Source organism: uncultured Amaricoccus sp. (genome assembly GCF_937891315.1).
Taxonomy (GTDB): Bacteria; Pseudomonadota; Alphaproteobacteria; order Rhodobacterales; family Rhodobacteraceae; genus Amaricoccus.
Genome location: NZ_CALAGI010000142.1, coordinates 1 through 21946, shown reverse-complemented (window position 1 = coordinate 21946; position 21946 = coordinate 1). Strand labels below are relative to the sequence as shown.

Below are 21946 nucleotides of genomic sequence, written 5' to 3'. Positions count from 1 at the left end.
TCCTATCCGTTGTCGTCTGCGAACAGCGGCGCGGGATCCACCGGGCCGCCTCCATGCCTGACTTCTATATACAGCGTTTCATCGGCGCCTGAAGCGGTCGATTCGACTGCGCCGCCAGCCGAAGCCGCCGGGGCGCCCTCCTCGAAGGCCGGCCCGCCAAGCAGGCCGATCAGCCCGCCCGCCCGAACCGCCGCGCCGGTCGCGACCTGCAGCTGTGCCAGGCCGGCGAGCACGATCAGCGTGTCATCGTCCGCTTCCAGTACCACCACGTAGCCATAGTCGAGAAACGGTCCCGCGTAACGCACGATCGCGTCAGCGGGGGCGCTGACCAGCGACAGCGGCGGCGCGCGCATCACGATCCCCGGCCGGCGGACACCGGCGCCGTCGGGCATCTGATAGCCCCGCGCGATGTCGCCGGACACTGGCCGGATCAGGGTCGGCGGCGGAGCATCCGGATCTCCCGCCCGCGTTCCGGCCAGCTTCGCGGCGAGCACGGTCAGCGTATCGCTGTCGCGAAGGAGCAGCGCCATCGCCGGATCCTCGGTGCCACGCGGCGGCGGCGGGGCGCGCAGGGCGAGCGTTTCGCCAAGCTCGGTCCGCGCGGTGCCGAGCGCGGCGATGCCGGTGGCGAGATCGCGCTCCCCCCGGAGACGGAGCGCGCGGATCGCGGCGACCTCGTCATATTCCGCCGCGAGGCTCTCGGACTCCGAGCGCAGCGCGGTCGTCACGCTCGTCATCATCGCCGCGGCGCGGGCGGCGCCGATCGGTCCCGCCGGATGCAGCGCCTGCGCCGGAGGCGGAGTCCGCGACATGGATTCGAGCGCCGCGATCAGATGCTGGATCTGGTCGCGCCGAGCCTCCAGCGCCAGGCTCAGCTCGCGTTCGCGCGCGCTCGCGCCATTCACCCCGGCCCGCAGCACGTCGAGCGCCGACTGATAGGCGCCGATCGCCACCGACAAGGCCGACAGCCGGGCCTCGGGATCGGTCGCCGTGGCGAGCGCCGCGCCGGCCGCGTCGATCCGCGCCGCCGCCTCGGCCATGTCGTCGGACGGGGTCGCGGCCGCCGCCGGCGCCGCGAGGCCGACGAGCAAGGCGAGCCAGAGCGGCCGAACCCTCACGCCGCCTCGATCAGGCTCTGGCCAGTCATCTCGGCCGGCTGGGGCAGGCCCATGAGTGCGAGCAACGTCGGCGCCAGATCGGCGAGCCGCCCGTTTCGAAGCCGCGCGCCCGGCGGCCCGCCGACGAGGATCACCGGCACCGGGTTCAGCGTATGCGCGGTGTGCGGCCCCTTGGTGACGGGGTCGATCATCATCTCGCAATTGCCGTGATCGGCGGTGACGATCATCGCGCCACCCACTTCGGCCAGCGCGGCCAGCGCGAGGCCCAGGCCGTCGTCCACCGCCTCCACCGCCTTGATCCCGGCCTCGACCACGCCGGTATGGCCCACCATGTCCGGATTGGCGAAGTTCACCACGATCAGACCGTAGTCGCCGGAGCGGATCGCGCCTGCGAGTTGGCCCGCGACCTCCGGCTCCGACATTTCCGGCTGGAGGTCATAGGTTCGGACCTTCGGGCTCGGCGCCATGTAGCGGGTCTCGCCCTCCGCCGGCACCTCGACGCCGCCGTTGAGGAAGAACGTCACATGCGGATATTTCTCGGTCTCCGCCAGCCGGAACTGGCCGATCCCGTGCCCGGCGACCCAGGAGCCTAGCGTGTTGGCGATGTCGCCCGACGGGAACATCACCCGCATGTGCGTATTGAGCGCGTCGGAATATTCGACCATCCCGAGCACCGCGGCGAAGGTCGGCCGCGGCCCGACGTCATAGGCGACGAAATCCGGCGCGATCAGCGCGCTCAGGATCTCGCGCGCGCGGTCGGCGCGGAAATTGGCGAAGGCGAGACCATCGCCGTCCCGCGCACCGGCATAGTCGCCGATCACCGTCGGCGTCACGAATTCGTCGGTCTCGCCCCGGGCATAGGCCGCTGCGATCGCCTCCGCCGCGCTCGCCGCGTGGCCGCCCTTGCCGCGCAGGATGGCCTCGACCGCCGCGCCGACGCGTTCCCAGCGGTTGTCGCGGTCCATGGCATAGAAGCGCCCGGAGACGGTGGCGATGCTCGCGCCCTCCGGCAGGCCCGCCTCGAATTCGGCGACCTGCGCGGCGGCGGAGCTCGGAGGCACGTCGCGGCCGTCGAGAAAGCAATGCACCGCCACCGGCACGCCCGCCGCCACCACGGCCGAGGCGACCGCGACCATGTGGCGCTGATGGGCATGCACGCCGCCCGGCGAGGTCAGCCCGGCGAGATGCGCCGTCCCGCCGGTATCACGCAGGCGGGCGATGAAGGCGGCGAGCTCGGAATTCCGGGCGAAGCTGCCGTCGGCGATGGCATTGTCGATGCGCGGCAGGTCCATCCAGACAACTCGGCCGGCGCCGATATTCATGTGACCGACCTCGGAATTGCCCATCTGGCCTTCGGGCAGGCCGACATCCGGCCCATGCGCCGCGAGTTGCGCATGCGGGCAGGTGGCCCAGATCCGGTCGAAATTCGGTGTATCGCCGAGCGCGACCGCGTTGCCCTCGGTCTCGGCACGCAGGCCCCAGCCGTCCAGAATGCACAGCACGACGGGTTTCGCCCCGGCCATCGCGGTCCTTGTCATTTGCCTGCCCTTTTGCAGCTACCAATACCGCGCCGCCACCGACTTGGCAAACGCGCAAACGATTGCCGTACGCCGGCCTGCGCGAAATGACGCCCGGCACCATTCGCACCGACGAACGCCTTTGCGTCACGATCGGATCACCGGCACCTGACGACGGTGACACGGGTCGCGTGGGACGGTGAAGGGGTTCCGCGCGCCCCGCGGGATCGCCGGCCGGCTGGTCGAGGCGGGCTGGACCGCCGCGATAGCCGCTGGTCGGGCCGGAGGGGCGATCGCGGCCGACATCTCGATCGCGGCGCCATGAGAAAAGCCTGACGCGCGGCCAACGCGAGCGTCGGATGTTGTCGAGATCCGAGCTTCGAACAACACAAATCGGGTTGACACAATATCAAACACAAACCACCTTGACTCTAATACTTACGGGTAGGCGGGGCGGCCTACCTTACAGAGTGATGGATTTTCTTACCGCTTCTTGGCCAAACCAGGATATTATTCTGGCCACGTGACGTATTTGTGGTTCGGTCGCCGCGATTAACAGGGGGTGTGGGATGGCCGTGTTCATCGAGACCGACGAGGTCTGGGTCGGCGAGGGCGACGGCTTCGCTCGGTTCATTGTGAGATTGTCCGAACGTTCCGCTTCCGCGGTATCAGTGGATTGGGAGACCGTTGCGCAGAGCGCGCTCTCGACCGACTATGGGTCCGCGCACGGGACGCTCGATTTCGCGCCGAACGAAGTCGAGAAGGTCATCGAGATTCCCATCACGAATCGTTTCGTAGCAGCCGAGGGTCTGGAGTTCTTCAGCCTCGCCTTTTCGAACCCGGTCGGCGCCACCGTCGTCGATAACCGGGCCATCGCCTTCATCGTCGACAACGACACGATCTCGCCGACGCCGCGCATCTGGGCCGAGGACGTCGTGGTCGACGAGGGCGCTGGAAAGGCCTACGTGGTGGTCCGGCTGGACGCCGCTTCGACAGGGAACGTCAGCGTCGAATACGCCACCGGAAACGCGACCGCGTCGGCGGAATCGGACTATGTTGCGCGGCAGGGCAGCCTCACCTTCCTCGCCGGCGAGGTGACCAAGACGATCGCCATCGACCTCGTCGATGGAACCTCGGCGGAATCGACCGAGAATTTCTTCCTGCGCCTCTCGAACGCAAAGGGTGGGGAAATCGCGCAGTCCCGGGCCTCCATCGTGGTGAAGGACGACGACGGCGCCTCCTCGACCAGCCCCACGCTCCAGATCAAGAACGCCTGGGTCGGGGAAGGCGACGGCTTCGCGCGCTTCATCGTCAGCCTGTCATCGCCGACCACCTCCACGGTCTCGGTCGATCTGCGCACAGCCACCGGGACGGCCGTTAGCGGCGATTTTGGTTTCGTCAGGAATGCGACTCTGACGTTCGCACCGGGCGAAGTCAGCAAGACCGTCGTCGTCGAGATCAACAACGACACACGCGTCGAGGCACTCGAGCAATTCTACGTCGATCTGACAAACGCCACCGGCGCGATCATCGAAGCGGGCACGCGCGGCGTGGCGACCATCGTGGACAACGACGCCCCGGCGCAGGCCACGCCTCTCGCGGCCCTGGTTCCGGGGGCGACGACCTTCGTTCGCGAGAACGCGGACTGGATCGACGTTCCAATCTATCTCAACGCGCCAAGCGCGGGCCTTCTGCGGCTGGAGTATGACACGCGGGGCGGGACCGCTTCCGAGGGCAAGGATTTCGACGGAACCTCCGGCACGCTCGTCTACCGGCCCGGCGAGGTCGTGAAGTCCGTCCGGGTCTTCCTGGAGGACGATCAGCGGTTCGAGAAGAACGAGACGTTCGTGATCGATTTCAAGGAAACCTCCAGCGGAACAAGCCCCTCGGGGCTCCCCTTCTCGACCCGTGTCACCATTTCCGACGACGAGGCGCCCATTCACGGGACAAGCGGCGTGGACCGCCTGAACGGCACGGACTTCGAGGACCGGATATATGGGGCGGGCGGCAACGACGTCCTGCGCGGGGGGCGCGGCAACGACCGCCTCTACGGCGACGCCGGCAACGACAAGCTCTACGGCGACGCCGGCAATGACCTGATCAACGGCGGCAAGGGCAACGACCTGATGGAGGGCGGGGCCGGCGAGGACGAGTTGAACGGCGGCCGTGGCCGGGACCGGATGAGCGGCGACGCCGGCGTGGACACATTCGTGTTCCGGAGCATCACGGAGTCGGTCCGGGGATCCGCGCGGGATGTGATCCAGGATTTCTCGCGGCGCGATGACCTGATCGACCTCTCGGACATCGATGCCAACGCATCACGGCGCGGCGACCAGAAGTTCAGCTTCATCGGTTCGAAGGCCTTCTCCGACCACTCTGGCGAGTTGCGGTTCAAATCCGGCATCCTCTCCGGCGACACCGATGGCGACGGCCGCGCGGACTTCGAGATCGAGGTCGCCGGCGTCGGCCAACTCAGCGCGGCCGACTTCCTGCTCTGAAGCGAACGCCGCCCGACACGTACGCCGGGCGGCGGCGTTGCATCCCGAATGGCACCGGGCCAGAGTGCGGCGAGATCTCCTCAGTCGCGAGCCATTCCAATGATCCAGGCCCTGACCCTGCTCTTTCTTTGCCAATTGATCGGCGAGGTCGTGGTGCGAACGATCGGCATCGTCTTTCCCGGGCCGGTGCTCGGCATGGGCCTGCTCTTTCTCGGGTTGCTGGTGGTCGGCCGCGCGGGGGCGGCGCTCGAAGGCGTGGCCGAGACCATCCTGCGCAACCTCTCGCTGCTCTTCGTGCCGGCGGCGGTCGGGGTGGTGCAGCAGGCGGGGCTGATCCGGGCGCACTGGCTCGCCATCACCGCGGCTCTGATCATCTCGACGCTGCTGACGCTGGTCGTCACCGTGCTCACCTTCCGCGCGGTGGCGCGGCTCGGCGCGAAGCGGGCCGCGTGATGGCCGACACCCCCGACCTCTACCAGCTCTGGGTCTATCTCTCGCAGACGCCGCTGCTCTGGCTGACCGCGACGCTGGTCGCCTACGTGGTCGGGGACGCGGTCTCGGCGCGCTGCCGACGGCATCCGCTGGCCAATCCGGTGGTGATCGCGGCGGGGCTGCTCATCATCCTGCTCGCGGTGACCGGAACGCCCTATCCCGCCTATTTCGAAGGCGCGCAGTTCGTGCATTTCCTGCTCGGGCCCGCGACGGTCGCCCTCGCCGTGCCGCTCTGGCGCAACCGCCACCGGGTGCTGCGCAATCTCGCCCCGATGTGCGCGGCGCTGGTCGCGGGCTCGCTGACCGCGATCACCAGCGCCGCCGGCATCGGCTGGCTGCTCGGCGCGCCGCCGCCGGTGCTGGCCTCGCTCGCCTCGAAATCGACGACGGCGCCGATCGCCATGGCGCTCAGCGAGACGATCGGCGGCATTCCAGCGCTCGCCGCCGTGCTCGTCGTCCTGACCGGCATCCTCGGTTCGGTCGTGGTGACGCCGCTGATGAATGCGATGGGAATCCGCGACTACGCGGCGCGCGGCTTCGCGGTCGGCGTGGCGAGTCATGGCATCGGCACCGCCCGCGCCTTCCAGGTCAGCGACGAGGCCGGCACCTTCGCCGGCATTGCCATGGGTCTCAACGGCGCCCTGACCTCGCTGATCTTCCTGTTGCTCGCCATGGTCTTCTAGAGCCAAAGCCGTCCCGGCGGAACCCGGCCGTCCGCTCCAGCATATTGATTTGTCGCAATATCCTGACCATCAGACGATTCCGTCTGGCCTGGATACTGCTCCAACCCCGCGCGAGAGCGGGAAGCCGTGCGCGCGGACTATGCGCCGAGTCCGGATGCTCTGGTCCGCGCCCTTGAGGGACTGGCAAGCGCGGTCGGGCCAGACACCCCGGCCGCGATCAGCCCTTCCGGCTCGCCAGCAGGTCGAAGACCGCGTTCGGCGAGATCTCGCCCAGCACGGCGCCGTCGCGGACCACCCAGATCGGCGTGTTGTCGGTGGCGAAATACGCCAGCGCCTCGCGCAGCGGCAAATCCGGTGCGACGCCGCGGGCGGGATCGGCGACGCTGACCACCGGCGTCATCACATCCTCGGCGCGCAGCACGCTCAAGGGGTTCAGATGCGCGACGAAATCCGTGACATAGCCGTTCGCCGGGCGCAGCACGATATCCTCGGGCTTGCCGGTCTGCACGATGCGGCCGCCTTCCATGATCGAGATCGTGTTGCCGATCTTCACCGCCTCCTCGAGATCGTGGCTGACGAAGACGATCGTGCAGTGCATCCGCTCCTGCAACTGCAGAAGCTCGTCCTGCAGTCGGGTGCGGATCAGCGGATCGAGCGCCGAGAAGGGCTCGTCCATCAGCAGGATCTCGGCATCGGTGGCGAAGGCCCGCGCGAGGCCGACCCGCTGCTGCATGCCGCCGGAGAGTTCGGACACGCGCTTGTTCGCCCAGTCCCCGAGATTGACGATATCGAGCGTCTCGCGCGCCTTGCGCTCGCGCTCCGCCTCGGCGACGCCGGCGAGCTCGAGCCCGAGCGCCACGTTGTCGATCACCGTCCGCCACGGCAGCAGGCCGAACTGCTGGAACACCATGGCGACGCCGCCGCGGCGCAGGCGGCGCAGGCTGTCCTCGTCGCAGGTGGCGACGTCGATCAGTTCTTCGCCCTGGCCGCGCACCCGGATATTGCCGCGGACCACCTTGTTGAGGCCGTTCACCGCGCGCAGCAACGTCGACTTGCCCGAGCCCGACAGGCCCATCAGCACCGAGATCTCGCCCTTGCGCACAGTCAGCGAACAATCGTGTACGCCGAGCACCTGGCCGGTCGAGTTCTGGACCTCCGCCCGCGTCTGACCCTTGTCCATCAGCGGCAGGGCGCGGTCCGGTTCGTTGCCGAAGACGATGGAGACCTTGTCGAATTCGATCATCGTGTCCATCTCGGGCCCCCCTCAGTCGCGCCGGAAGACGCGGTCGAGCACGATCGCGACCACGACGATGACGAGCCCCGCCTCGAAGCCGAGCGCGGTGTTCACCGTGTTGAGCGCCCGCACCACCGGCACGCCGAGCCCGTCCGCCCCGACCAGCGCCGCGATCACCACCATGGAGAGCGACAGCATGATGGTCTGGGTCAGGCCTGCCATGATCTGCGGATAGGCATAGGGCAGCTCGATCTTGCGCAGAAGCTGCCATGGCGTGGCGCCGAAGGCGAGCCCTGCCTCCTTCAGTTCACGCGGCGTGGTGATGACGCCGAGATAGGTGAGCCGGATCGGCGAAGGGATGACGAAGATCGTCGTCGCGATCAGACCCGGCACCATGCCGATGCCGAAAAACACGATCGCGGGGATGAGATAGACGAAGGTCGGCAGCGTCTGCATCATGTCGAGCACCGGGCGCAGCGCCGAATAGAGCTTGGGCCGATGCGCCGCCGCGATGCCGATCGGCACGCCGAAGCCCATGCAGACCAGCACCGAGCAGAGGACGAGGGTCAGCGTCTCGGTCGTCTCCTGCCAGTAGCCCTGGTTCAGGATGAAGAGAAAGCCGATCACCACCAGCGCGACGGTGGCCAGCGAGCGCTGCAGAAGCCAGGCGATGCCGGCGAGGATCGCCACCACGATCAGCGGATGCGGCGCCTGCAGCGCCCAGAGGATCCAGCTGATCAGCCAGTTGATGGCATCGGCCAGGCCGTCGAAGAACCAGGCGCCATTGTCCGTCAGCCAGTCGACGGCCGCCTTCGCCCATTTGCCGATCGGTATCTTCGTCGCCGTCAACCAGTCCATGCCACCTCCCGCCTTCGCCCCCGATCAGACGCCCCGTCAGGCCCCCAGCGCCGCCCTGACCGCCGCGAGCCCATCCCCGCCGTCCCGCGTCGTGACGCCGACGAGCCAGGGCTCGACCACCTCGGGATGCGCCTTCAGCCAGGTTTCGGCCGCCTCGTTCGGCTCGGTGCCATCATTGAGGATCGCGCCCATGATCTCGTTTTCCATCGGCAACGTGAAGACCAAATTCTTCAGCAGCGCGCCGACGTTCGGGCATTCGGTGACATAGCCGGCGCGTGTATTGGTCAAGACTTCGGCGCCGCCGAAATTCGGCCCGAACACAGCGTCGCCGCCGGTCAGGTAGGTCATCTTGACCGTGGCGTTCATCGGATGTGGTTCCCAACCGAGGAAGACGATGCCCGTCCCCTGACGTTCCGCGCGCGCGGCCTGCGCCAGCATCCCCTGCTCGGAGCTCTCGACCAGTTCGAACCCGCCGAGGCCGTAGGCGTTGTCCTCGATGATCTTCAGAATCAGCCGGTTGCCGTCGTTGCCCGGCTCGATGCCATAGATCTTGTGGTCAAGCTCGTCGCCGAACTCCGCGATCTTCGAGAAGTCGGTCAGCCCTTTCTCGGCGAGGCTGCTCGAGACGGCGAGCGTGTATTTCGCGCCTTCGAGATTGACACGCAGCGAGTCCACCGTGCCGTCCTTGAGGAAGGGTTCGACATCGGCGGCCATGGTCGGCATCCAGTTGCCGAGGAAAACATCGATATCGCCGCGTGACAGGCTGGCATAGGTCACCGGTACCGACAGAAGATTCACCGATGGCTCGTAGCCGAGCGCCCGCAGCACCGTGCCGGTCACAGCGGTGGTCGCGGTGATGTCGGTCCAGCCCACGTCCGAAAAGCGCACCTTCGCGCAGGATTCGGGATCGGCGGCGAAGGCCGGGCCCGCGGCGAGGCCGCCGAGCAGGATGGCGGTCATTAGGCGCTTCATCGGAAAAACCTCCATATCTCGGCCCGCCGGCGCGGCTCGCCGGGGCAGCCGCCTCGCACCGTAGCTCGCTTGAGTTCGTTGACCGGCGCAAGGGAAACCTTTATTGATTGATCAGTCAATAAACTTTTCTCGAGGCATCGATGGGCCAAAGGATTGGCATGGCCGAGGTCCGGCGGCGGGCGCTGATCGGCGCCGCGCTGCTCGAGATTTCGGACCGGGGTTCGCTCGACGTGACCGTCGCCCAGATCGCCAGCCGCGCTGGCGTCTCCTCGGCGCTGGCGCATCACTATTTCGGCTGCAAGGAGGATCTGATCCTCGCCACCATGCGTCATCTGCTGGCCGAGTTCGGCGAGAGCGTGGTGGTCCTGCTGCGCCGGGCCGAGAGCCCGCGGGCACGGCTGTCGGCGATCATCGCGGGCAGCTTCGGGCCGGAGCAGTTCCATCGCGCGACGATCAGCGCCTGGCTCACCTTCTATGCCAAGGCCTTGTCGGCGCCCGGGGCGGCGCGGCTGCTGCGCATCTATCAGCGCCGGCTACGCAGCAATCTCCTGAACGCCCTGCGCAAGCTCGCCCCCGCCGCCGAGGCCGAGCGGCTGGCCGAGGGCCTCGGCGCGCTGATCGACGGCGTCTATCTGCGCGAGGCCCTGCTCGGGCGACCGACGATGCCCGCGACCGCCGTCTCGGTGGTCGAGGACTATGTCGACTGTCATCTCGGGAGGGTTCCGGCATGAATTCGCAACCGCCCGCCTCGCACTGGATCGCCGGCCGCGCGGTCGAGGACACCTCCGGCGCGCCGCTGCCGGTGCGCTATCCCGCCACCGGCGCGGTGATCGCGACACTGCGCGAGGCGACGCCGGCGGTGATCGCGCAGGCGGTCGAGAGCGCCGCCGCCGGCTTCGCCGTCTGGGCGCGCACCTCCCCCGCCGCGCGCGGGCGGGTACTCCGCCGCGCGGCGGAGCTGATTCGGGCCCGGGGACCGGAACTCGCGCGGCTCGAGACGCTCGACACCGGCAAGCCCGTGTCCGAGACCCGGGTCGCGGACTGGCCTTCCGGCGCCGACGCGCTCGAATATTTCGGCGCGCTCGCCGCCGGCCTCACCGGCGAGCATATCGAGCTCGGCGGCGATTTCGTCTATACGCGGCGCGAACCGCTCGGCATCTGCGTCGGCATCGGCGCCTGGAACTACCCGAGCCAGATCGCCTGCTGGAAAGCGGCGCCGGCGCTTGCCTGCGGCAATGCGATGATCTTCAAGCCGTCCGAGCTCACTCCGCTCGGCGCGCTCAAGCTCGGCGAGATCTTCGCCGAGGCGGGCCTGCCCGAGGGCGTGTTCAACGTCGTCCAGGGCACCGGCGCGGTCGGCGCGGCTCTGGTCGCCCATCCCGCCGTCGCCAAGGTCTCGGTCACCGGCTCGGTCGGCACCGGACGCCGGGTCTATGCCGGCGCGGCCGAGGGGCTGAAGCATGTGACGCTCGAGCTTGGCGGCAAGTCGCCGCTGATCGTGTTCGACGACGCCAATCTCGACGACGCGGTCGGCGGTGCGATGCTCGGGAACTTCTATTCCGCCGGTCAGGTCTGTTCGAACGGCACCCGCGTCTTCGTCCAGCAGGGCATCCTCGCGCGGTTCCTGACCCGGCTCGCGGAGCGGACGGAAGCCATCCGCCTCGGCGACCCGCTGGACGAGGCGACCCAGATGGGACCGCTCATCTCGCAGGCGCAGGGCGAGAAGGTGATGGACCATATCGCCGCCGGCAAGTCCGAGGGCGCGTGGCTGCTGACCGGCGGCGAGCGCGCGACGCCGGAAGGCTTCGCCGACGGCTTCTTCGTCCAGCCCACGGTCTTCGCCGAAGTCACCGACACGATGCGGATCGCGCGCGAGGAAATCTTCGGACCGGTGATGTGCGTGCTCGGTTTCGGGGACGAGGAGGAGGTCATCGCCCGCGCGAATGCGACCGAATTCGGCTTGGCCGCCGGGGTCTTCACCGCCGATCTCGCCCGGGCGCATCGGATGGTCGCGCGCCTCCGCGCCGGCACGACCTGGATCAATGCCTACAATCTCACCCCGGTCGAGGCGCCGTTCGGTGGGGTCAAGGCGTCTGGCCTCGGGCGCGAAAACGGGCACGCCGCCCTTGACCACTACAGCCAGCTCAAATCCGTCTATGTCGGCCTTGGATCGGTCGAGGCGCCGTTCTGATGGAAGCCGACTTCGTGATCATCGGCTCCGGCTCCGCCGGATCCGCGATGGCCTATCGCCTCGGCGAGGACGGCAACCATTCCGTGCTGGTGCTGGAATATGGCGGCACCGACTATGGACCCTTCATCCAGATGCCGGCGGCGCTCAGCTATCCGATGAACATGACCCGCTACGACTGGGGCTTTCATACCGAGCCGGAGCCGGGTCTCGGCGGGCGGGTGCTGGCCACGCCGCGCGGCAAGGTGCTCGGCGGCTCGTCCTCGATCAACGGCATGGTCTATGTACGCGGCCATCCGCGGGATTTCGATCATTGGGCGGAAATGGGCGCGACCGGCTGGTCCGGCGCCGATGTGCTGCCCTATTTCAAGCGGATGGAGAACTGGCACGGCGGGCATTCCGACTGGCGCGGCGCCTCCGGCCCGCTGCATGTGACCCGCGGCCCGCGGATCAATCCGCTCTATCATTCCTTCGTCGAGGCCGGGGCGCAGGCGGGGTTCGAGCTGACCTACGACTATAATGGCGCGAAGCAGGAAGGCTTCGGCCCGATGGAGCAGACCGTCTGGCGCGGGCGCCGCTGGTCCGCCTCCAACGCCTATCTGCGGCCGGCGATGCGGCGGGGCAATGTGCGGGTCCTGCGCTGTCATGCCGAGCGGGTGGTGATCGAGGATGGCCGCGCGGTCGGCGTGGAGATCACGCGGGGCGAGACGCGCGACGTGGTCCGGGCGCGGCGCGAGGTGATCATCGCCGCCTCCTCGATCAATTCGCCGAAGATCCTGATGCTGTCCGGCATCGGTCCGGCGGCGCATCTCGCCGAGCACGGGATCCCGGTGCTGGCGGACCGGCCGGGGGTCGGCTCGAACCTGCAGGACCATCTGGAGCTCTATGTCCAGATGAAGAGCCTGAAGCCGGTCACCCTCTACAGCGTCTACAATTATCCGGCGATGGCGCGGATCGGGCTGCAATGGCTGCTCGCCAAGGCGGGCCTCGGCACCTCGAACCAGTTCGAATCCGCCGCCTTCGTGCGCTCGGCGCCGGGAGTGGACTATCCCGACATCCAGTTCCATTTCCTGCCGCTCGCCGTGCGCTACGACGGCAAGTCCGCCGTCCGGGGGCACGGGTTCCAGGCGCATGTCGGGCCGATGCGCTCGCCTTCGCGCGGGACGGTGCGGCTCGCCTCGGCCCGCCCGATGGAGGCGCCGCGCATCCTCTTCAACTACATGTCGCACGAGCAGGACTGGATCGACTTTCGACATTGCGTCCGCCTGGCCCGCCAGCTCTTTGCCCAACCCGCCTTCGCCCCCTATTCCGGCGACGAGATTCAGCCGGGCGCGGGGGCGCGGACCGACGACGAGCTTGACGAGTTCATCCGCCAGCACGCGGAGAGCGCCTATCACCCCTGCGGCACCGCGCGCATGGGGCGCCCGAACGATCCGATGGCGGTGGTCGATCCCGAATGCCGGGTGATCGGCGTCGAGCGGCTGCGGCTCGCCGACAGCTCGATCTTCCCGCGGGTCACGAACGGGAACCTCAACGCGCCGTCGATCATGGTCGGCGAGAAGGCGGCGGACCATATTCTTGGCCGCGCGCCGCTGGCGCCGATGAACGAACGCCCCTGGATCAATCCGCGCTGGCGCGAGAGCGACCGCTGACGGACATGCGCCGCGTTGGGAACCAGATACGCCGCGGGGCATTCGACTTCGGTCGGCACGGCGGAACTCAAGGCCATGTTCGACCGTTGAACGGGGCGGTTCGACTTCTGCCTCGAAACGGCCGGCCACCGGATCGAGGCGGCGGCGCGTCGCGCGTCGAGCGCTATGTCGCGGGCGAAAACAATGGCTTCGCCCGCGCGGCGGTGGCGCGGTTCCGGTCGGGTGATCGCGGTTGGACCGTCTCGGGGTAGATCACGGCGGCCGGAGGCGCCCTTGCCTCGCTTCTTCCGCGCGCCTACATGCCTGCGCATGAAAAATCCGCTGCGCCGCTTCCTTCACCGCGACACTGTCTCCGTGCTCCGTCTCGAGGGCGTGATCGGCGGCGGCTCACGCCTCGGCGGCGGGAGCCTGACGGATGCCGGACTGGCGCCGCTGATCGAGAGCGCCTTCGGCAAGGGCAAGCCGAAGGCCGTCGCGCTCGTCATCAATTCGCCCGGCGGCAGCCCGGCGCAGTCGAGCCTGATCGCCGCGCGGATCCGGCGGCTGGCCGACGAGAAGAAAGTGCCGGTCCATGCCTTCGTCGAGGATGTGGCGGCCTCGGGCGGCTACTGGCTCGCCACCGCCGCCGACCATATTCATGTCGATCCGAACAGCATCGTCGGCTCGATCGGCGTGATCTCGGCCTCCTTCGGCTTTCAGGAGCTGCTGAGCCGTCAGGGGATCGAGCGGCGGGTGCATACCGCCGGCGAGGACAAGAGCATGCTCGATCCCTTCCGGCCCGAGCGGCCCGAGGACGTGGTCCGGCTGAAGGAATTGCAGGCACTGATTCACCGCAATTTCATCGAACAGGTGACCGCTCGCCGCGGCGCCCGGCTGACCGGCGAAAAGCTCTTCTCCGGCGACATCTGGGTCGGACAGGCGGGCGTCGATGTCGGGCTGGCCGATGGCGTTGGCCATCTCGTGCCGGTGATGCGCGGCCTCCATGGCGAGGACGTCCGGTTCCGCCTGGTGAGCCCGCGCCGACCGCTGATCCGCCGGCTGGGCCTGCCCGGGGTGCGCGAGGTGATCGGCGCGGTCGAGGAACGCGCGCTCTGGGCGCGGTTCGGACTGGGAGCGCCGTGAGATGACCAAGGCGCTGTTGCTGCTGATCCTGGTCGGGCTGCTGGCGATGATGGCAAGCCGCTGGCTGCGCGGCGCGTTACCGCGCAAGCCGGAGAGCCGGGCGATCGAGACGGCCGCGAAATGCCCGCGCTGCGGCGCCTATCAGATCGCCGGCCAGCCCTGTGCGACGCCCGGCTGCGGCGGGTGACGGCTTGCGCGTCGGCGACCGGCGCATCTATAGGCTAGGCTTGGTTCGGAGGAGATGGCCGCGGCATGAGTGAGGGAGGGGCGGCGCTGGTCACCGGCGCGGCGCGGCGGCTCGGCCGGGCCATGGCGCTCGACCTCGCCGCGCGCGGGCTCGACGTCGCGATCCATTGCCATTCCGGGCGCTCGGACGCCGAGGCAGTCGCCGAGGAAGCGCGGAGGTTCGGGGTCCGGGCCGTGGTGGTCGAGGCCGATCTGCTCGACCGGGCGGAGACGGCGGCCCTGGTGCCGGGGACGACGGCGGCGCTCGGCCGGCCGCTGACCGTGCTCGTCAACAACGCCTCGATCTTCGAGCATGACACGATCGCCAGCGCGACCTGGGAAAGCTGGGACCGGCACATCGGCTCGAACCTGCGCGCGCCGTTCGAACTCACGCAGGCCTTCGCCGCGCAAGCGCCGCGGGCGGCGCGCGACGCGGCGGGCGAGCCGGTCGCCCGCGCCTGCGTCGTCAACATGATCGACCAGCGCGTGCGCAAGCTCACGCCGGAATTTGCAACCTATACGATCGCCAAGGCCGCGCTCTGGGTGTTCACGCGAACGGCGGCGCAGGGGCTCGCGCCGCATGTTCGCGTAAATGGAATCGGGCCCGGGCCAACTCTGATCGGAGGGCGCCAGTCACCCGGACATTTCGCCAGCCAGCGGGCGCGGACGGTGCTGGGCCGCGGGGCGAGCGAGGCGGAGATCTGCGCGGCGCTGCGCTTCCTCCTCGACGCGCCGGGGGTGACCGGTCAGCTCCTCTGCGTCGATGGCGGCCAGCATCTCGGCTGGGCGACGCCCGATGTGCTGGGCGTCGAGTAGACCGGCCCGGCAATCGCGCCGGAAACGGGCCGGCTTGGCTTGACTTTTCCACGCCGCGGGCGGCGTCACAAATCCGTGTCGATTCTGTCAACGATTCCAGAAATTTATGGCCAAGACCCTTAAAGGTGGTGCAAAAACAGCGACTTATAAATCTGCGTAGAAAATGAGCAAACCTGAAAACAGGCTTAATTCACTGAGGAAATCCGTGAGCCATCAAACTTGCCAACAGAGTTATGCACAGAATCTGTGGGCAGCTTTGCGCTTGAAAATCCGCCCGGGAACAGGCAGCGGCACCGGGAATCATCTTCTGATTGAGTGGGCGTGATGAGCGACGAGACCGAGGACCGGACGCATGCCTTCGACGAGGACGGTCAACCCGCGGCGGCCCTCCGCGCCGGCCACGCGGTAATCCGCGACTACTGGCAGCGGCTCGACGACCGGCCGGGCGTCTATCGCATGCTCGATGCCAAGGGCGAGGTGCTGTATGTCGGCAAGGCGGGAAACCTGCGGAAGCGCGTCGCGGCCTACACCAAGCCCATCAGCCCAAACTCGCGCATAGGGCGAATGATCGCCCTTACCTGCTCGATGATGTTCCTGACCACCGAGACCGAGGTCGAGGCGCTGCTGCTCGAGCAGAATCTCATCAAGCAACTGAAGCCGCGCTATAACGTGCTGCTGCGCGACGACAAGAGCTTTCCGAACATTCTCGTCGCCGACGACCATCCCTTCCCGCAGATCAAGAAGCACCGCGGGCTGCGCAAGGAGCCGGGGCGCTATTTCGGGCCCTTCGCCTCGGCCGGCAGCGTCAACCGGACACTGAACCAGCTGCAGAAGGCGTTCCTCCTGCGCAACTGCTCGGACTCGATGTTCGAGAGCCGCACCCGACCTTGCCTGCTCTATCAGATCAAGCGCTGCAGCGCGCCCTGCGTCGGCCTGATCGACGCGGCGGGCTATCGCGCGCTGGTCGAGGACGCGGTGCTGTTCCTCTCGGGCAAGTCTACCCGGGTACAGGAGCAATTGGCCGCCACGATGGGCGAGGCGAGCGCGGCGATGGAATTCGAGCGCGCCGCCGCCCTGCGCGATCGCATCCGGGCGCTGACGGCGGTGCAGGCGAACCAGGGCATCAATCCCGAAGGGGTGGAGGAGGCGGACGTCGTGGCCCTGCATCGGGAAGGGGGCCATGCCTGCGTGCAGGTCTTCTTCATCCGGGCGCATCAGAACTGGGGCAACCGGGCCTATTTCCCGCGCACCGGCGCGGGCGCCGAGCCGGGCGAGATCCTCGAAGCCTTCCTCGGCCAGTTCTACGACAACAAGACGCCGGCGCGGCTGATCCTGCTCAGCGATCCGCCGGACAATGCCGACCTGATGACGCAGGCGCTGACCGCGCGGCTCGGTCGCAAGGTCGAACTCGCGCTGCCGGCGCGCGGCGAGAAGGCGCGGCTGGTCGGGCAGGCCGCGCGCAACGCGCGCGAGGCGCTGGCGAGACGGATGGCCGAGAGCGCGAGCCAGACCGCGCTGCTCGAAGGTCTGGCCGAAGCCTTCGGGCTCGACGGCGCGCCAGCGCGGATCGAGGTCTATGACAACAGTCATATCATGGGCACCAACGCGGTCGGCGGCATGATCGTCGCGGGGCCGGAGGGTTTCCTGAAGTCGCAGTATCGCAAGTTCAACATCCGCGCGACCGACCTCACCCCGGGCGACGATTTCGGCATGATGCGCGAGGTGCTGACCCGGCGCTTCGCCCGACTGGTCAAGGAGGATCCCGACCGCGAGAGCGACGCCTGGCCGGATCTCGTGCTGATCGATGGCGGCTCCGGGCAGGTGTCGGCGGCCGCCGTGGCGCTCGAGGAACTCGGCATCGAGAATGTCGAGATCATCGGCGTCGCCAAGGGCGTCGACCGCGACGCCGGCAAGGAGGAGTTCCACCGTCCCGGCCAGCCCCCGCGCGCGCTCGGCCATCGCGATCCGGTGCTCTATTTCGTGCAAAGACTGCGCGACGAGGCGCATCGCTTCGCCATCGGCGCCCATCGGGCCAGGCGCGCCGCGCAGACCCGTGCGACACCGCTCGACGAGGTGCCGGGCGTGGGCGCGGCCCGCAAGCGCGCGCTTCTCGCGCATTTCGGATCGGCCAAGGCGGTGGCGCGGGCGGGTTTGTCGGACCTGCGCGCGGCGCCCGGCATCTCGGATGCGCTGGCCGAGCAGATCTATGGCTTCTTCCATGGCGAGAGCTAAAGGACTACATATGTCCGAGAGACCGCCGGACCCGGGCTTGGATGCGAGCGATGCGCTGGAACATACCGAATATCCTGACGGTGACCCGCCTGCTCGCAGCGCCGGGCGTGGCACTCGCCTATGTCATCTTTGACCGGCCGGTCGCCGACTGGGTCGCCATCTCGCTCTTCATCCTCGCCGCCCTGACCGACTATATCGACGGCAATCTCGCCCGCGCCTGGGGGCAGGAATCGAACTTCGGCCGCATGCTGGACCCGATCGCCGACAAGGCGATGGTGGTGATCGCGCTGTCGGTTATCGTCGGCCTGTCGGGCATCAAATCGCTGATCCTGATTCCGGTCGCCTTCATCCTGCTGCGCGAAGTTTTCGTCTCCGGCCTGCGCGAGTTCCTCGGCGCCAAGGCGGGCAAGCTCAAGGTGACCAATCTCGCCAAATGGAAGACGACGGCGCAGATGGTGGCGATCCCGACGCTACTGCTGGCGGGTGTCTTCGAATACGACCGGCGCAACGGTCACTTCTGGGTGAGTTCCTGGTTTCACGACTGGCTCGGCTGGCTCCTCGAGAATGGCGGGCTGGTGTTGATCTGGGTCGCCGGGCTGCTGACCGTGCTGACCGGGCTCGACTATCTGATGAAGGCGCTGCCGTTCCTGCGGGACCGCAATCGGTGACCCTGCGCGTGCTCTATTTCGCCTGGCTGCGCGAGCGGATCGGCGAACCGTCCGAGACGCTGGAGACCGGAGCGGCGACGGTCGCCGACCTGGTGGAGGAACTGCGTGGGCGGGAGGAACGCTACGCCCTCGCCTTCTCCGACATGGCGGCGGTGCGGGTGGCTTTGGACCAGGAACTGGCCGACCTCGCCGCGCCGCTGGCCGGGGTCGGCGAGGTGGCGTTCTTTCCGCCGATGACCGGCGGCTGACATGGCCGTCCGGGTGCAGCGCGCCGATTTCGACCTCGGGGCCGAGTTGGTGGCCTTGCGCGCCGGCCGCCACGACATCGGCGCGCTGGTCAGCTTCACCGGCCTCGTGCGCGACCTCGGCGAAGGCGCGGCGCTGCGCGGGATGGAACTCGAACATTATCCGGCGATGACCGAGAAGGCACTGGTCGGGATCGAGGCCGAGGCGCTGGCGCGCTGGCCGCTTCGCGCGAGTCTGATCCTGCACCGGCACGGACCGCTGGCGCCGGGCGAGCAGATCATGATGGTGGCGACCGCCGCCGCCCATCGGGCCGAGGCCTTCGCGGCGGCGGAATTCCTGATGGACTATCTGAAGTCGCGCGCGCCCTTCTGGAAGAAGGAGACGACCGCGGCCGGCGGTGCCTGGGTCGATGCCCGCGACGCCGACGAAGCCGCCCTGGCGCGGTGGCGGCGCGACACGGCCTGACGATCGGCGCCGCTCAGGCGCCCGTGACGCGCCAGACCACGTCACCGACGTCGTCGGCCACGAGCAGGCCGCCACCCGGCGCGAGGGTCACGCCCACCGGCCGCCCGTAGGACGCCTTTTCGTCCGGCGAGAGAAAACCGGTCAGGATGTCGCGTGGCGGGCCGGCGGGGCGGCCGTTTTCGAAGGGCACGAAAGTCACGCGATAGCCGGAGAGATTGGCGCGGTTCCAGGATCCGTGCTGGCCGATCACCATGCCGTCGGGATAGCCCGGCAGAGTGCCCGCCGGCGACCAGCAGAGGCCGAGCGAGGCGGTATGGCCTCCGAGCGCGTAGTCCGGGGTCAGCGCCGTCGCCACCAGGGCCGGATCCTGGGCTACGCGGTCATCCACGGTGCGGCCCCAGTAGCAATAGGGCCAGCCATAGAACCCACCGTCCCTGACCGAGGTGAGATAGTCGGGCGGGGTCTCGTCGCCGAGACCGTCGCGTTCGTTGACCACGGTCCAGAGCGCGCCGGTCGTCGGCTCCCAGGCAAGGCCGACCGGATTGCGCAGGCCAGCCGCGAAAATGCGCGCACCCCCGGCGGCGAGGTCGATCTCGTAGATCGCGGCGCGGCCTTCCTCGGCCTCGAATCCCTTCTCGGCGATGTTGCTGAGCGAGCCGACGCCGGCATAGAGCTTCGCGCCGTCCGGGCTCGGCAGCAGGCTGCGCGTCCAGTGGCCACCTGGCTTGAAGTCGCAAATCTTGCGCCCCGCGCCGGTGAGGCGCGTCGCGCCCGGCTGGTAGGCGAAGGCGACGACGCCGTCGGTATTGCCGACATAGAAGGTCTCGCCGATCAGGGCCATGCCGAAGGGCTGGCGCTGATCGGCGAGAAAGGTCTCGCGCGTCTCGGCCACGCCGTCGCCATCGGCGTCGCGCAGCAGCGTGATCCGGTTCGGGCTTTTGCCGACCGCGGCGGCGCGGCGCATGGTGCTGGTCATCGCATAGTCGAAGGCGCCGCGGACCGGTCCCGGCTCCAGCAGCGCCTCGGCGGCGAGAACGTCGCCGTTCGGCAGGACGTGGAGCCAGCGCGGATGCTTCAACCCGGCGGCGAAGGCGCCGACCGTGAGGCCCGGTGCCGGCGTGGGCGCGGTGCCGGGCGCCCAGCCGCGCGCGGTCGGCATCTTGAGCGTCGGGATGCGCTGGGCTCGCGCGACCGGGATCGACGGCGTCGTCCCGACCGCCGGCGTTTCGGTATCGCGACCCCAGCGGCGCATCAGGATCGCGGCGGCGCCGATCATGGCGACGAGACGGGCGAAAAGCGCGGACATGGGGGGGGGTATCCTTGTTGGGGGCGGGTCGCGGCCGACGCTAGCCGAAGCGGCGGCGAAGGCAAAGGCGCCCGCGCGTGGAATGCGGTCGCTGTTTGTAAAGGATTCACCGCTACCTTGGCCCCCGCGCGCCCATGGGCCGCGACTCCCCGAGACATTCAACGATGATCGCCCGCCAGGGCGTCCCGAGGGGGCGGTCCGGAGGCAGGCGCATGAAGCGGATCGTCATCTGCTGTGACGGAACCTGGAAACGGCTCGACGAGCGGTATCCGACCAATGTGGTACGGATCGCCCAGGCGGTGACGCCGGTCGGGCGGGACGGGGTGGCGCAGGTGGTCTATCACCTCGACGGCGTCGGCTCGGGCCGCGGCACCGGGCGGCTGGCGCGGGGCATCGACCGCGCGCTCGGCGGCATGTTCGGCCAGGGGCTGATGGCGACGGTCGAGGAAGCCTACCGGTTTCTGGTCTTCAACCACGCGCCCGGCGACGAGATCTATCTCTTCGGCTTCTCGCGCGGCGCCTACATGGCACGCAGCCTCGCCGGGCTCATCCGCAATTGCGGCATTCTCGCGCGGGGCAACGCGGCGCTGATCCCGAAGGCGCTGACGCTCTATCAGACTCGGACCGAGAAGGCGCATCCCGACAGCGTCGAGGCCTGCGCCTTTCGCGCGCGCCACGGCCAGCCGGTCTGGACCAGCCCCGCCGACGCGATGTGGCGCACGCGGCTGCATGGAACGCCGGGCGCGCGGCTCGACCTGCGCTATCTGGGGATCTGGGATACCGTCGGCGCGCTCGGCGTGCCGCGGGACTTCCGGCTCGCGCCGCTCCTCAACCGCTCGCTGCGCTTTCACGATACGCGGCTGTCCAAGGGGGTGGGCGCGGCGCGGCACGCCGTGGCGATCGACGAGCGGCGCCGGAGCTTTCCGCCGACGCTGTGGGACAATCTCGACGCGCTGAACGCCGAAACGGGCGATTCGCGCTATCTGCAACGCTGGTTTCCCGGTGACCATAGCTCGGTCGGCGGCGGCGGCGAGGTGACGGCGCTGTCGCACGACGCCTTGCTCTGGATCGCCGAGGGCGCGGCGGCGGTCGGGCTCGGGCTCGACGCCGCGGCGATGGAGGGCTGGCGGCGCGGCCGCGACTGCATGGGTCCGCTGCGCGCCACCCGGCGCGACGCCGGCCTCGTCGATCGGGCGCTGGCGCTGGCTCCGTCGGAGCGGGGTGGCCCGGCGAACGTCGCGGATCTGGCCGAGGCGACCGTGCGCCGCTGGCATCGGGATCCCGCCTATCGCCCCGGTGCGCTCCGCGCGCTGAGCGGGGCGCTCGCCTCCGAGGACACGCCCGTTCGCGCGAGTCTCGCACCTCCCCGCGCGGCACTGGCCTAGACGCGGCCTCCCGCGCCCCTCCTGTCGGGCGTCATACCAGATCCGCTTGACCGCTTCGGATCGAGATGTTTCCGCGGGCCGCCCTTGGGGGGCGCCAGTGGCGCGCCCGCGGTCCGCGCGCCCGCAGCAAGCCTGCGGAGGGCGCGAGGGGTGGGGATTTCTCCGGGAGGGTTGAATCGTGGCGGGTGTGCCCGGCTTGACCGTTGAAAACGGTCGAGCCCCGGCAGGGCACGCCCGTCACGATTTCGCGTAACCTCGAAATCGCGCAG

Annotated in this window: 20 protein-coding genes; 14 read left to right on the top strand and 6 right to left on the bottom strand. The window is 68.8% G+C overall.

Translation table 11 applies throughout. The annotated features are described in order from the left end of the window. Positions 1 to 2: 2 nt before the first annotated feature. Both Q0480_RS13985 and gpmI read right to left on the bottom strand, forming a co-directional pair. Positions 3 to 1118 carry a peptidoglycan DD-metalloendopeptidase family protein gene (locus Q0480_RS13985; protein ID WP_299133830.1) on the bottom strand — a complete coding sequence of 372 codons (1116 nt, stop codon included), beginning with the start codon at positions 1116 to 1118 and terminating at the stop codon, positions 3 to 5. After that, a complete protein-coding gene (gpmI, locus tag Q0480_RS13980) occupies positions 1115 to 2641 on the bottom strand; it encodes a 2,3-bisphosphoglycerate-independent phosphoglycerate mutase (protein WP_299133918.1) in 1527 nt (508 codons plus the stop codon). Before gpmI ends, Q0480_RS13985 begins: the two co-directional genes overlap by 4 nt. 563 nt (positions 2642 to 3204) lie before the next feature. On the opposite strand from gpmI, the gene Q0480_RS13975 reads away from it, so the two are divergent. From Q0480_RS13975 to Q0480_RS13965, 3 genes are all read left to right on the top strand, one after another. After that, positions 3205 to 5133, top strand: a complete 1929-nt coding sequence (locus Q0480_RS13975) for a Calx-beta domain-containing protein (RefSeq protein WP_299133827.1) — start codon at positions 3205 to 3207, stop codon at positions 5131 to 5133. Positions 5134 to 5232: 99 nt separating this feature from the next. Continuing rightward, a complete protein-coding gene (locus Q0480_RS13970; RefSeq protein ID WP_299133825.1) occupies positions 5233 to 5586 on the top strand; it encodes a CidA/LrgA family protein in 354 nt (117 codons plus the stop codon). After that, positions 5586 to 6308: an LrgB family protein gene (locus Q0480_RS13965; RefSeq protein WP_299133824.1), complete on the top strand. Its 723-nt coding sequence runs from the start codon at positions 5586 to 5588 to the stop codon at positions 6306 to 6308. The genes Q0480_RS13970 and Q0480_RS13965 overlap by 1 nt, the downstream gene beginning before the upstream one ends. A 217-nt stretch (positions 6309 to 6525) precedes the next feature. Here Q0480_RS13965 and choV read toward each other — a convergent pair whose 3' ends face one another. The 3 genes from choV to Q0480_RS13950 are packed head-to-tail and all read right to left on the bottom strand — an operon-like array spanning position 6526 to position 9372. Continuing rightward, the gene (choV, locus tag Q0480_RS13960; RefSeq protein WP_299133823.1) at positions 6526 to 7560 is read right to left on the bottom strand and encodes a choline ABC transporter ATP-binding protein; all 1035 of its coding nucleotides are present in this window, start codon (positions 7558 to 7560) and stop codon (positions 6526 to 6528) included. A 12-nt stretch (positions 7561 to 7572) separates the two neighbouring features. Next, the gene (gene choW, locus Q0480_RS13955; protein WP_299133822.1) at positions 7573 to 8400 is read right to left on the bottom strand and encodes a choline ABC transporter permease subunit; all 828 of its coding nucleotides are present in this window, start codon (positions 8398 to 8400) and stop codon (positions 7573 to 7575) included. 36 nt (positions 8401 to 8436) lie between these two features. Then, the gene (locus Q0480_RS13950; protein WP_299133820.1) at positions 8437 to 9372 is read right to left on the bottom strand and encodes a choline ABC transporter substrate-binding protein; all 936 of its coding nucleotides are present in this window, start codon (positions 9370 to 9372) and stop codon (positions 8437 to 8439) included. Positions 9373 to 9512: 140 nt separating this feature from the next. Here Q0480_RS13950 and betI point away from each other — a divergent pair, with 140 nt between their 5' ends. The 10 genes from betI (at position 9513) to Q0480_RS13900 (ending at position 18986) form a co-directional block, all read left to right on the top strand. Next, the gene (gene betI / locus Q0480_RS13945) at positions 9513 to 10103 is read left to right on the top strand and encodes a transcriptional regulator BetI (protein WP_299133818.1); all 591 of its coding nucleotides are present in this window, start codon (positions 9513 to 9515) and stop codon (positions 10101 to 10103) included. Next, positions 10100 to 11563, top strand: a complete 1464-nt coding sequence (betB, locus tag Q0480_RS13940; protein WP_299133816.1) for a betaine-aldehyde dehydrogenase — start codon at positions 10100 to 10102, stop codon at positions 11561 to 11563. Before betI ends, betB begins: the two co-directional genes overlap by 4 nt. Then, positions 11563 to 13212, top strand: a complete 1650-nt coding sequence (gene betA / locus Q0480_RS13935) for a choline dehydrogenase (RefSeq protein WP_299133814.1) — start codon at positions 11563 to 11565, stop codon at positions 13210 to 13212. The genes betB and betA overlap by 1 nt, the downstream gene beginning before the upstream one ends. Positions 13213 to 13566: 354 nt before the next feature. Next, positions 13567 to 14334, top strand: coding sequence for a S49 family peptidase (locus tag Q0480_RS13930; RefSeq protein ID WP_366940864.1), 768 nt, complete (start codon positions 13567 to 13569; stop codon positions 14332 to 14334). A gap of 1 nt (position 14335) precedes the next feature. Next, a complete protein-coding gene (locus tag Q0480_RS13925) occupies positions 14336 to 14521 on the top strand; it encodes a hypothetical protein (protein ID WP_299133813.1) in 186 nt (61 codons plus the stop codon). 65 nt (positions 14522 to 14586) lie between these two features. Beyond that, on the top strand, positions 14587 to 15375 hold the full coding sequence (locus tag Q0480_RS13920) for an SDR family oxidoreductase (protein ID WP_299133811.1): 789 nt from the start codon (positions 14587 to 14589) through the stop codon (positions 15373 to 15375). 324 nt (positions 15376 to 15699) lie between these two features. After that, positions 15700 to 17607: an excinuclease ABC subunit UvrC gene (gene uvrC / locus Q0480_RS13915; RefSeq protein ID WP_299133809.1), complete on the top strand. Its 1908-nt coding sequence runs from the start codon at positions 15700 to 15702 to the stop codon at positions 17605 to 17607. 50 nt (positions 17608 to 17657) lie between these two features. Further along, the gene (gene pgsA / locus Q0480_RS13910; RefSeq protein WP_299133807.1) at positions 17658 to 18275 is read left to right on the top strand and encodes a CDP-diacylglycerol--glycerol-3-phosphate 3-phosphatidyltransferase; all 618 of its coding nucleotides are present in this window, start codon (positions 17658 to 17660) and stop codon (positions 18273 to 18275) included. 2 nt (positions 18276 to 18277) lie between these two features. Further along, entirely contained in the window at positions 18278 to 18523 is a 246-nt protein-coding gene (moaD, locus tag Q0480_RS13905) for a molybdopterin converting factor subunit 1 (protein WP_299133915.1), read from the top strand. 1 nt (position 18524) lies between these two features. Next, positions 18525 to 18986, top strand: a complete 462-nt coding sequence (locus Q0480_RS13900) for a molybdenum cofactor biosynthesis protein MoaE (RefSeq protein ID WP_299133805.1) — start codon at positions 18525 to 18527, stop codon at positions 18984 to 18986. Positions 18987 to 18999: 13 nt separating this feature from the next. On the opposite strand, the gene Q0480_RS13895 is transcribed toward Q0480_RS13900, so the two are convergent. After that, a complete protein-coding gene (locus Q0480_RS13895; protein WP_299133803.1) occupies positions 19000 to 20292 on the bottom strand; it encodes a sorbosone dehydrogenase family protein in 1293 nt (430 codons plus the stop codon). A gap of 212 nt (positions 20293 to 20504) precedes the next feature. Between Q0480_RS13895 and Q0480_RS13890 the strand changes: the two genes are divergently transcribed. Further along, the gene (locus tag Q0480_RS13890) at positions 20505 to 21677 is read left to right on the top strand and encodes a DUF2235 domain-containing protein (RefSeq protein ID WP_299133801.1); all 1173 of its coding nucleotides are present in this window, start codon (positions 20505 to 20507) and stop codon (positions 21675 to 21677) included. Positions 21678 to 21946 lie beyond the last annotated feature (269 nt).

Bases quoted from the DNA above. Each gene is read 5' to 3' on its own strand.
- gpmI (WP_299133918.1), bottom strand. From the start codon at position 2,641: ATGGCCGGGGCGAAACCCGTCGTGCTGTGCATTCTGGACGGCTGGGGC.
- Q0480_RS13975 (WP_299133827.1), top strand. From the start codon at position 3,205: ATGGCCGTGTTCATCGAGACCGACGAGGTCTGGGTCGGCGAGGGCGAC.
- Q0480_RS13970 (WP_299133825.1), top strand. From the start codon at position 5,233: ATGATCCAGGCCCTGACCCTGCTCTTTCTTTGCCAATTGATCGGCGAG.
- Q0480_RS13965 (WP_299133824.1), top strand. From the start codon at position 5,586: ATGGCCGACACCCCCGACCTCTACCAGCTCTGGGTCTATCTCTCGCAG.
- choV (WP_299133823.1), bottom strand. From the start codon at position 7,560: ATGGACACGATGATCGAATTCGACAAGGTCTCCATCGTCTTCGGCAAC.
- choW (WP_299133822.1), bottom strand. From the start codon at position 8,400: ATGGACTGGTTGACGGCGACGAAGATACCGATCGGCAAATGGGCGAAG.
- Q0480_RS13950 (WP_299133820.1), bottom strand. From the start codon at position 9,372: ATGAAGCGCCTAATGACCGCCATCCTGCTCGGCGGCCTCGCCGCGGGC.
- betI (WP_299133818.1), top strand. From the start codon at position 9,513: ATGGGCCAAAGGATTGGCATGGCCGAGGTCCGGCGGCGGGCGCTGATC.
- betB (WP_299133816.1), top strand. From the start codon at position 10,100: ATGAATTCGCAACCGCCCGCCTCGCACTGGATCGCCGGCCGCGCGGTC.
- betA (WP_299133814.1), top strand. From the start codon at position 11,563: ATGGAAGCCGACTTCGTGATCATCGGCTCCGGCTCCGCCGGATCCGCG.
- Q0480_RS13925 (WP_299133813.1), top strand. From the start codon at position 14,336: ATGACCAAGGCGCTGTTGCTGCTGATCCTGGTCGGGCTGCTGGCGATG.
- Q0480_RS13920 (WP_299133811.1), top strand. From the start codon at position 14,587: ATGAGTGAGGGAGGGGCGGCGCTGGTCACCGGCGCGGCGCGGCGGCTC.
- uvrC (WP_299133809.1), top strand. From the start codon at position 15,700: ATGAGCGACGAGACCGAGGACCGGACGCATGCCTTCGACGAGGACGGT.
- pgsA (WP_299133807.1), top strand. From the start codon at position 17,658: ATGCGCTGGAACATACCGAATATCCTGACGGTGACCCGCCTGCTCGCA.
- Q0480_RS13900 (WP_299133805.1), top strand. From the start codon at position 18,525: ATGGCCGTCCGGGTGCAGCGCGCCGATTTCGACCTCGGGGCCGAGTTG.
- Q0480_RS13895 (WP_299133803.1), bottom strand. From the start codon at position 20,292: ATGTCCGCGCTTTTCGCCCGTCTCGTCGCCATGATCGGCGCCGCCGCG.
- Q0480_RS13890 (WP_299133801.1), top strand. From the start codon at position 20,505: ATGAAGCGGATCGTCATCTGCTGTGACGGAACCTGGAAACGGCTCGAC.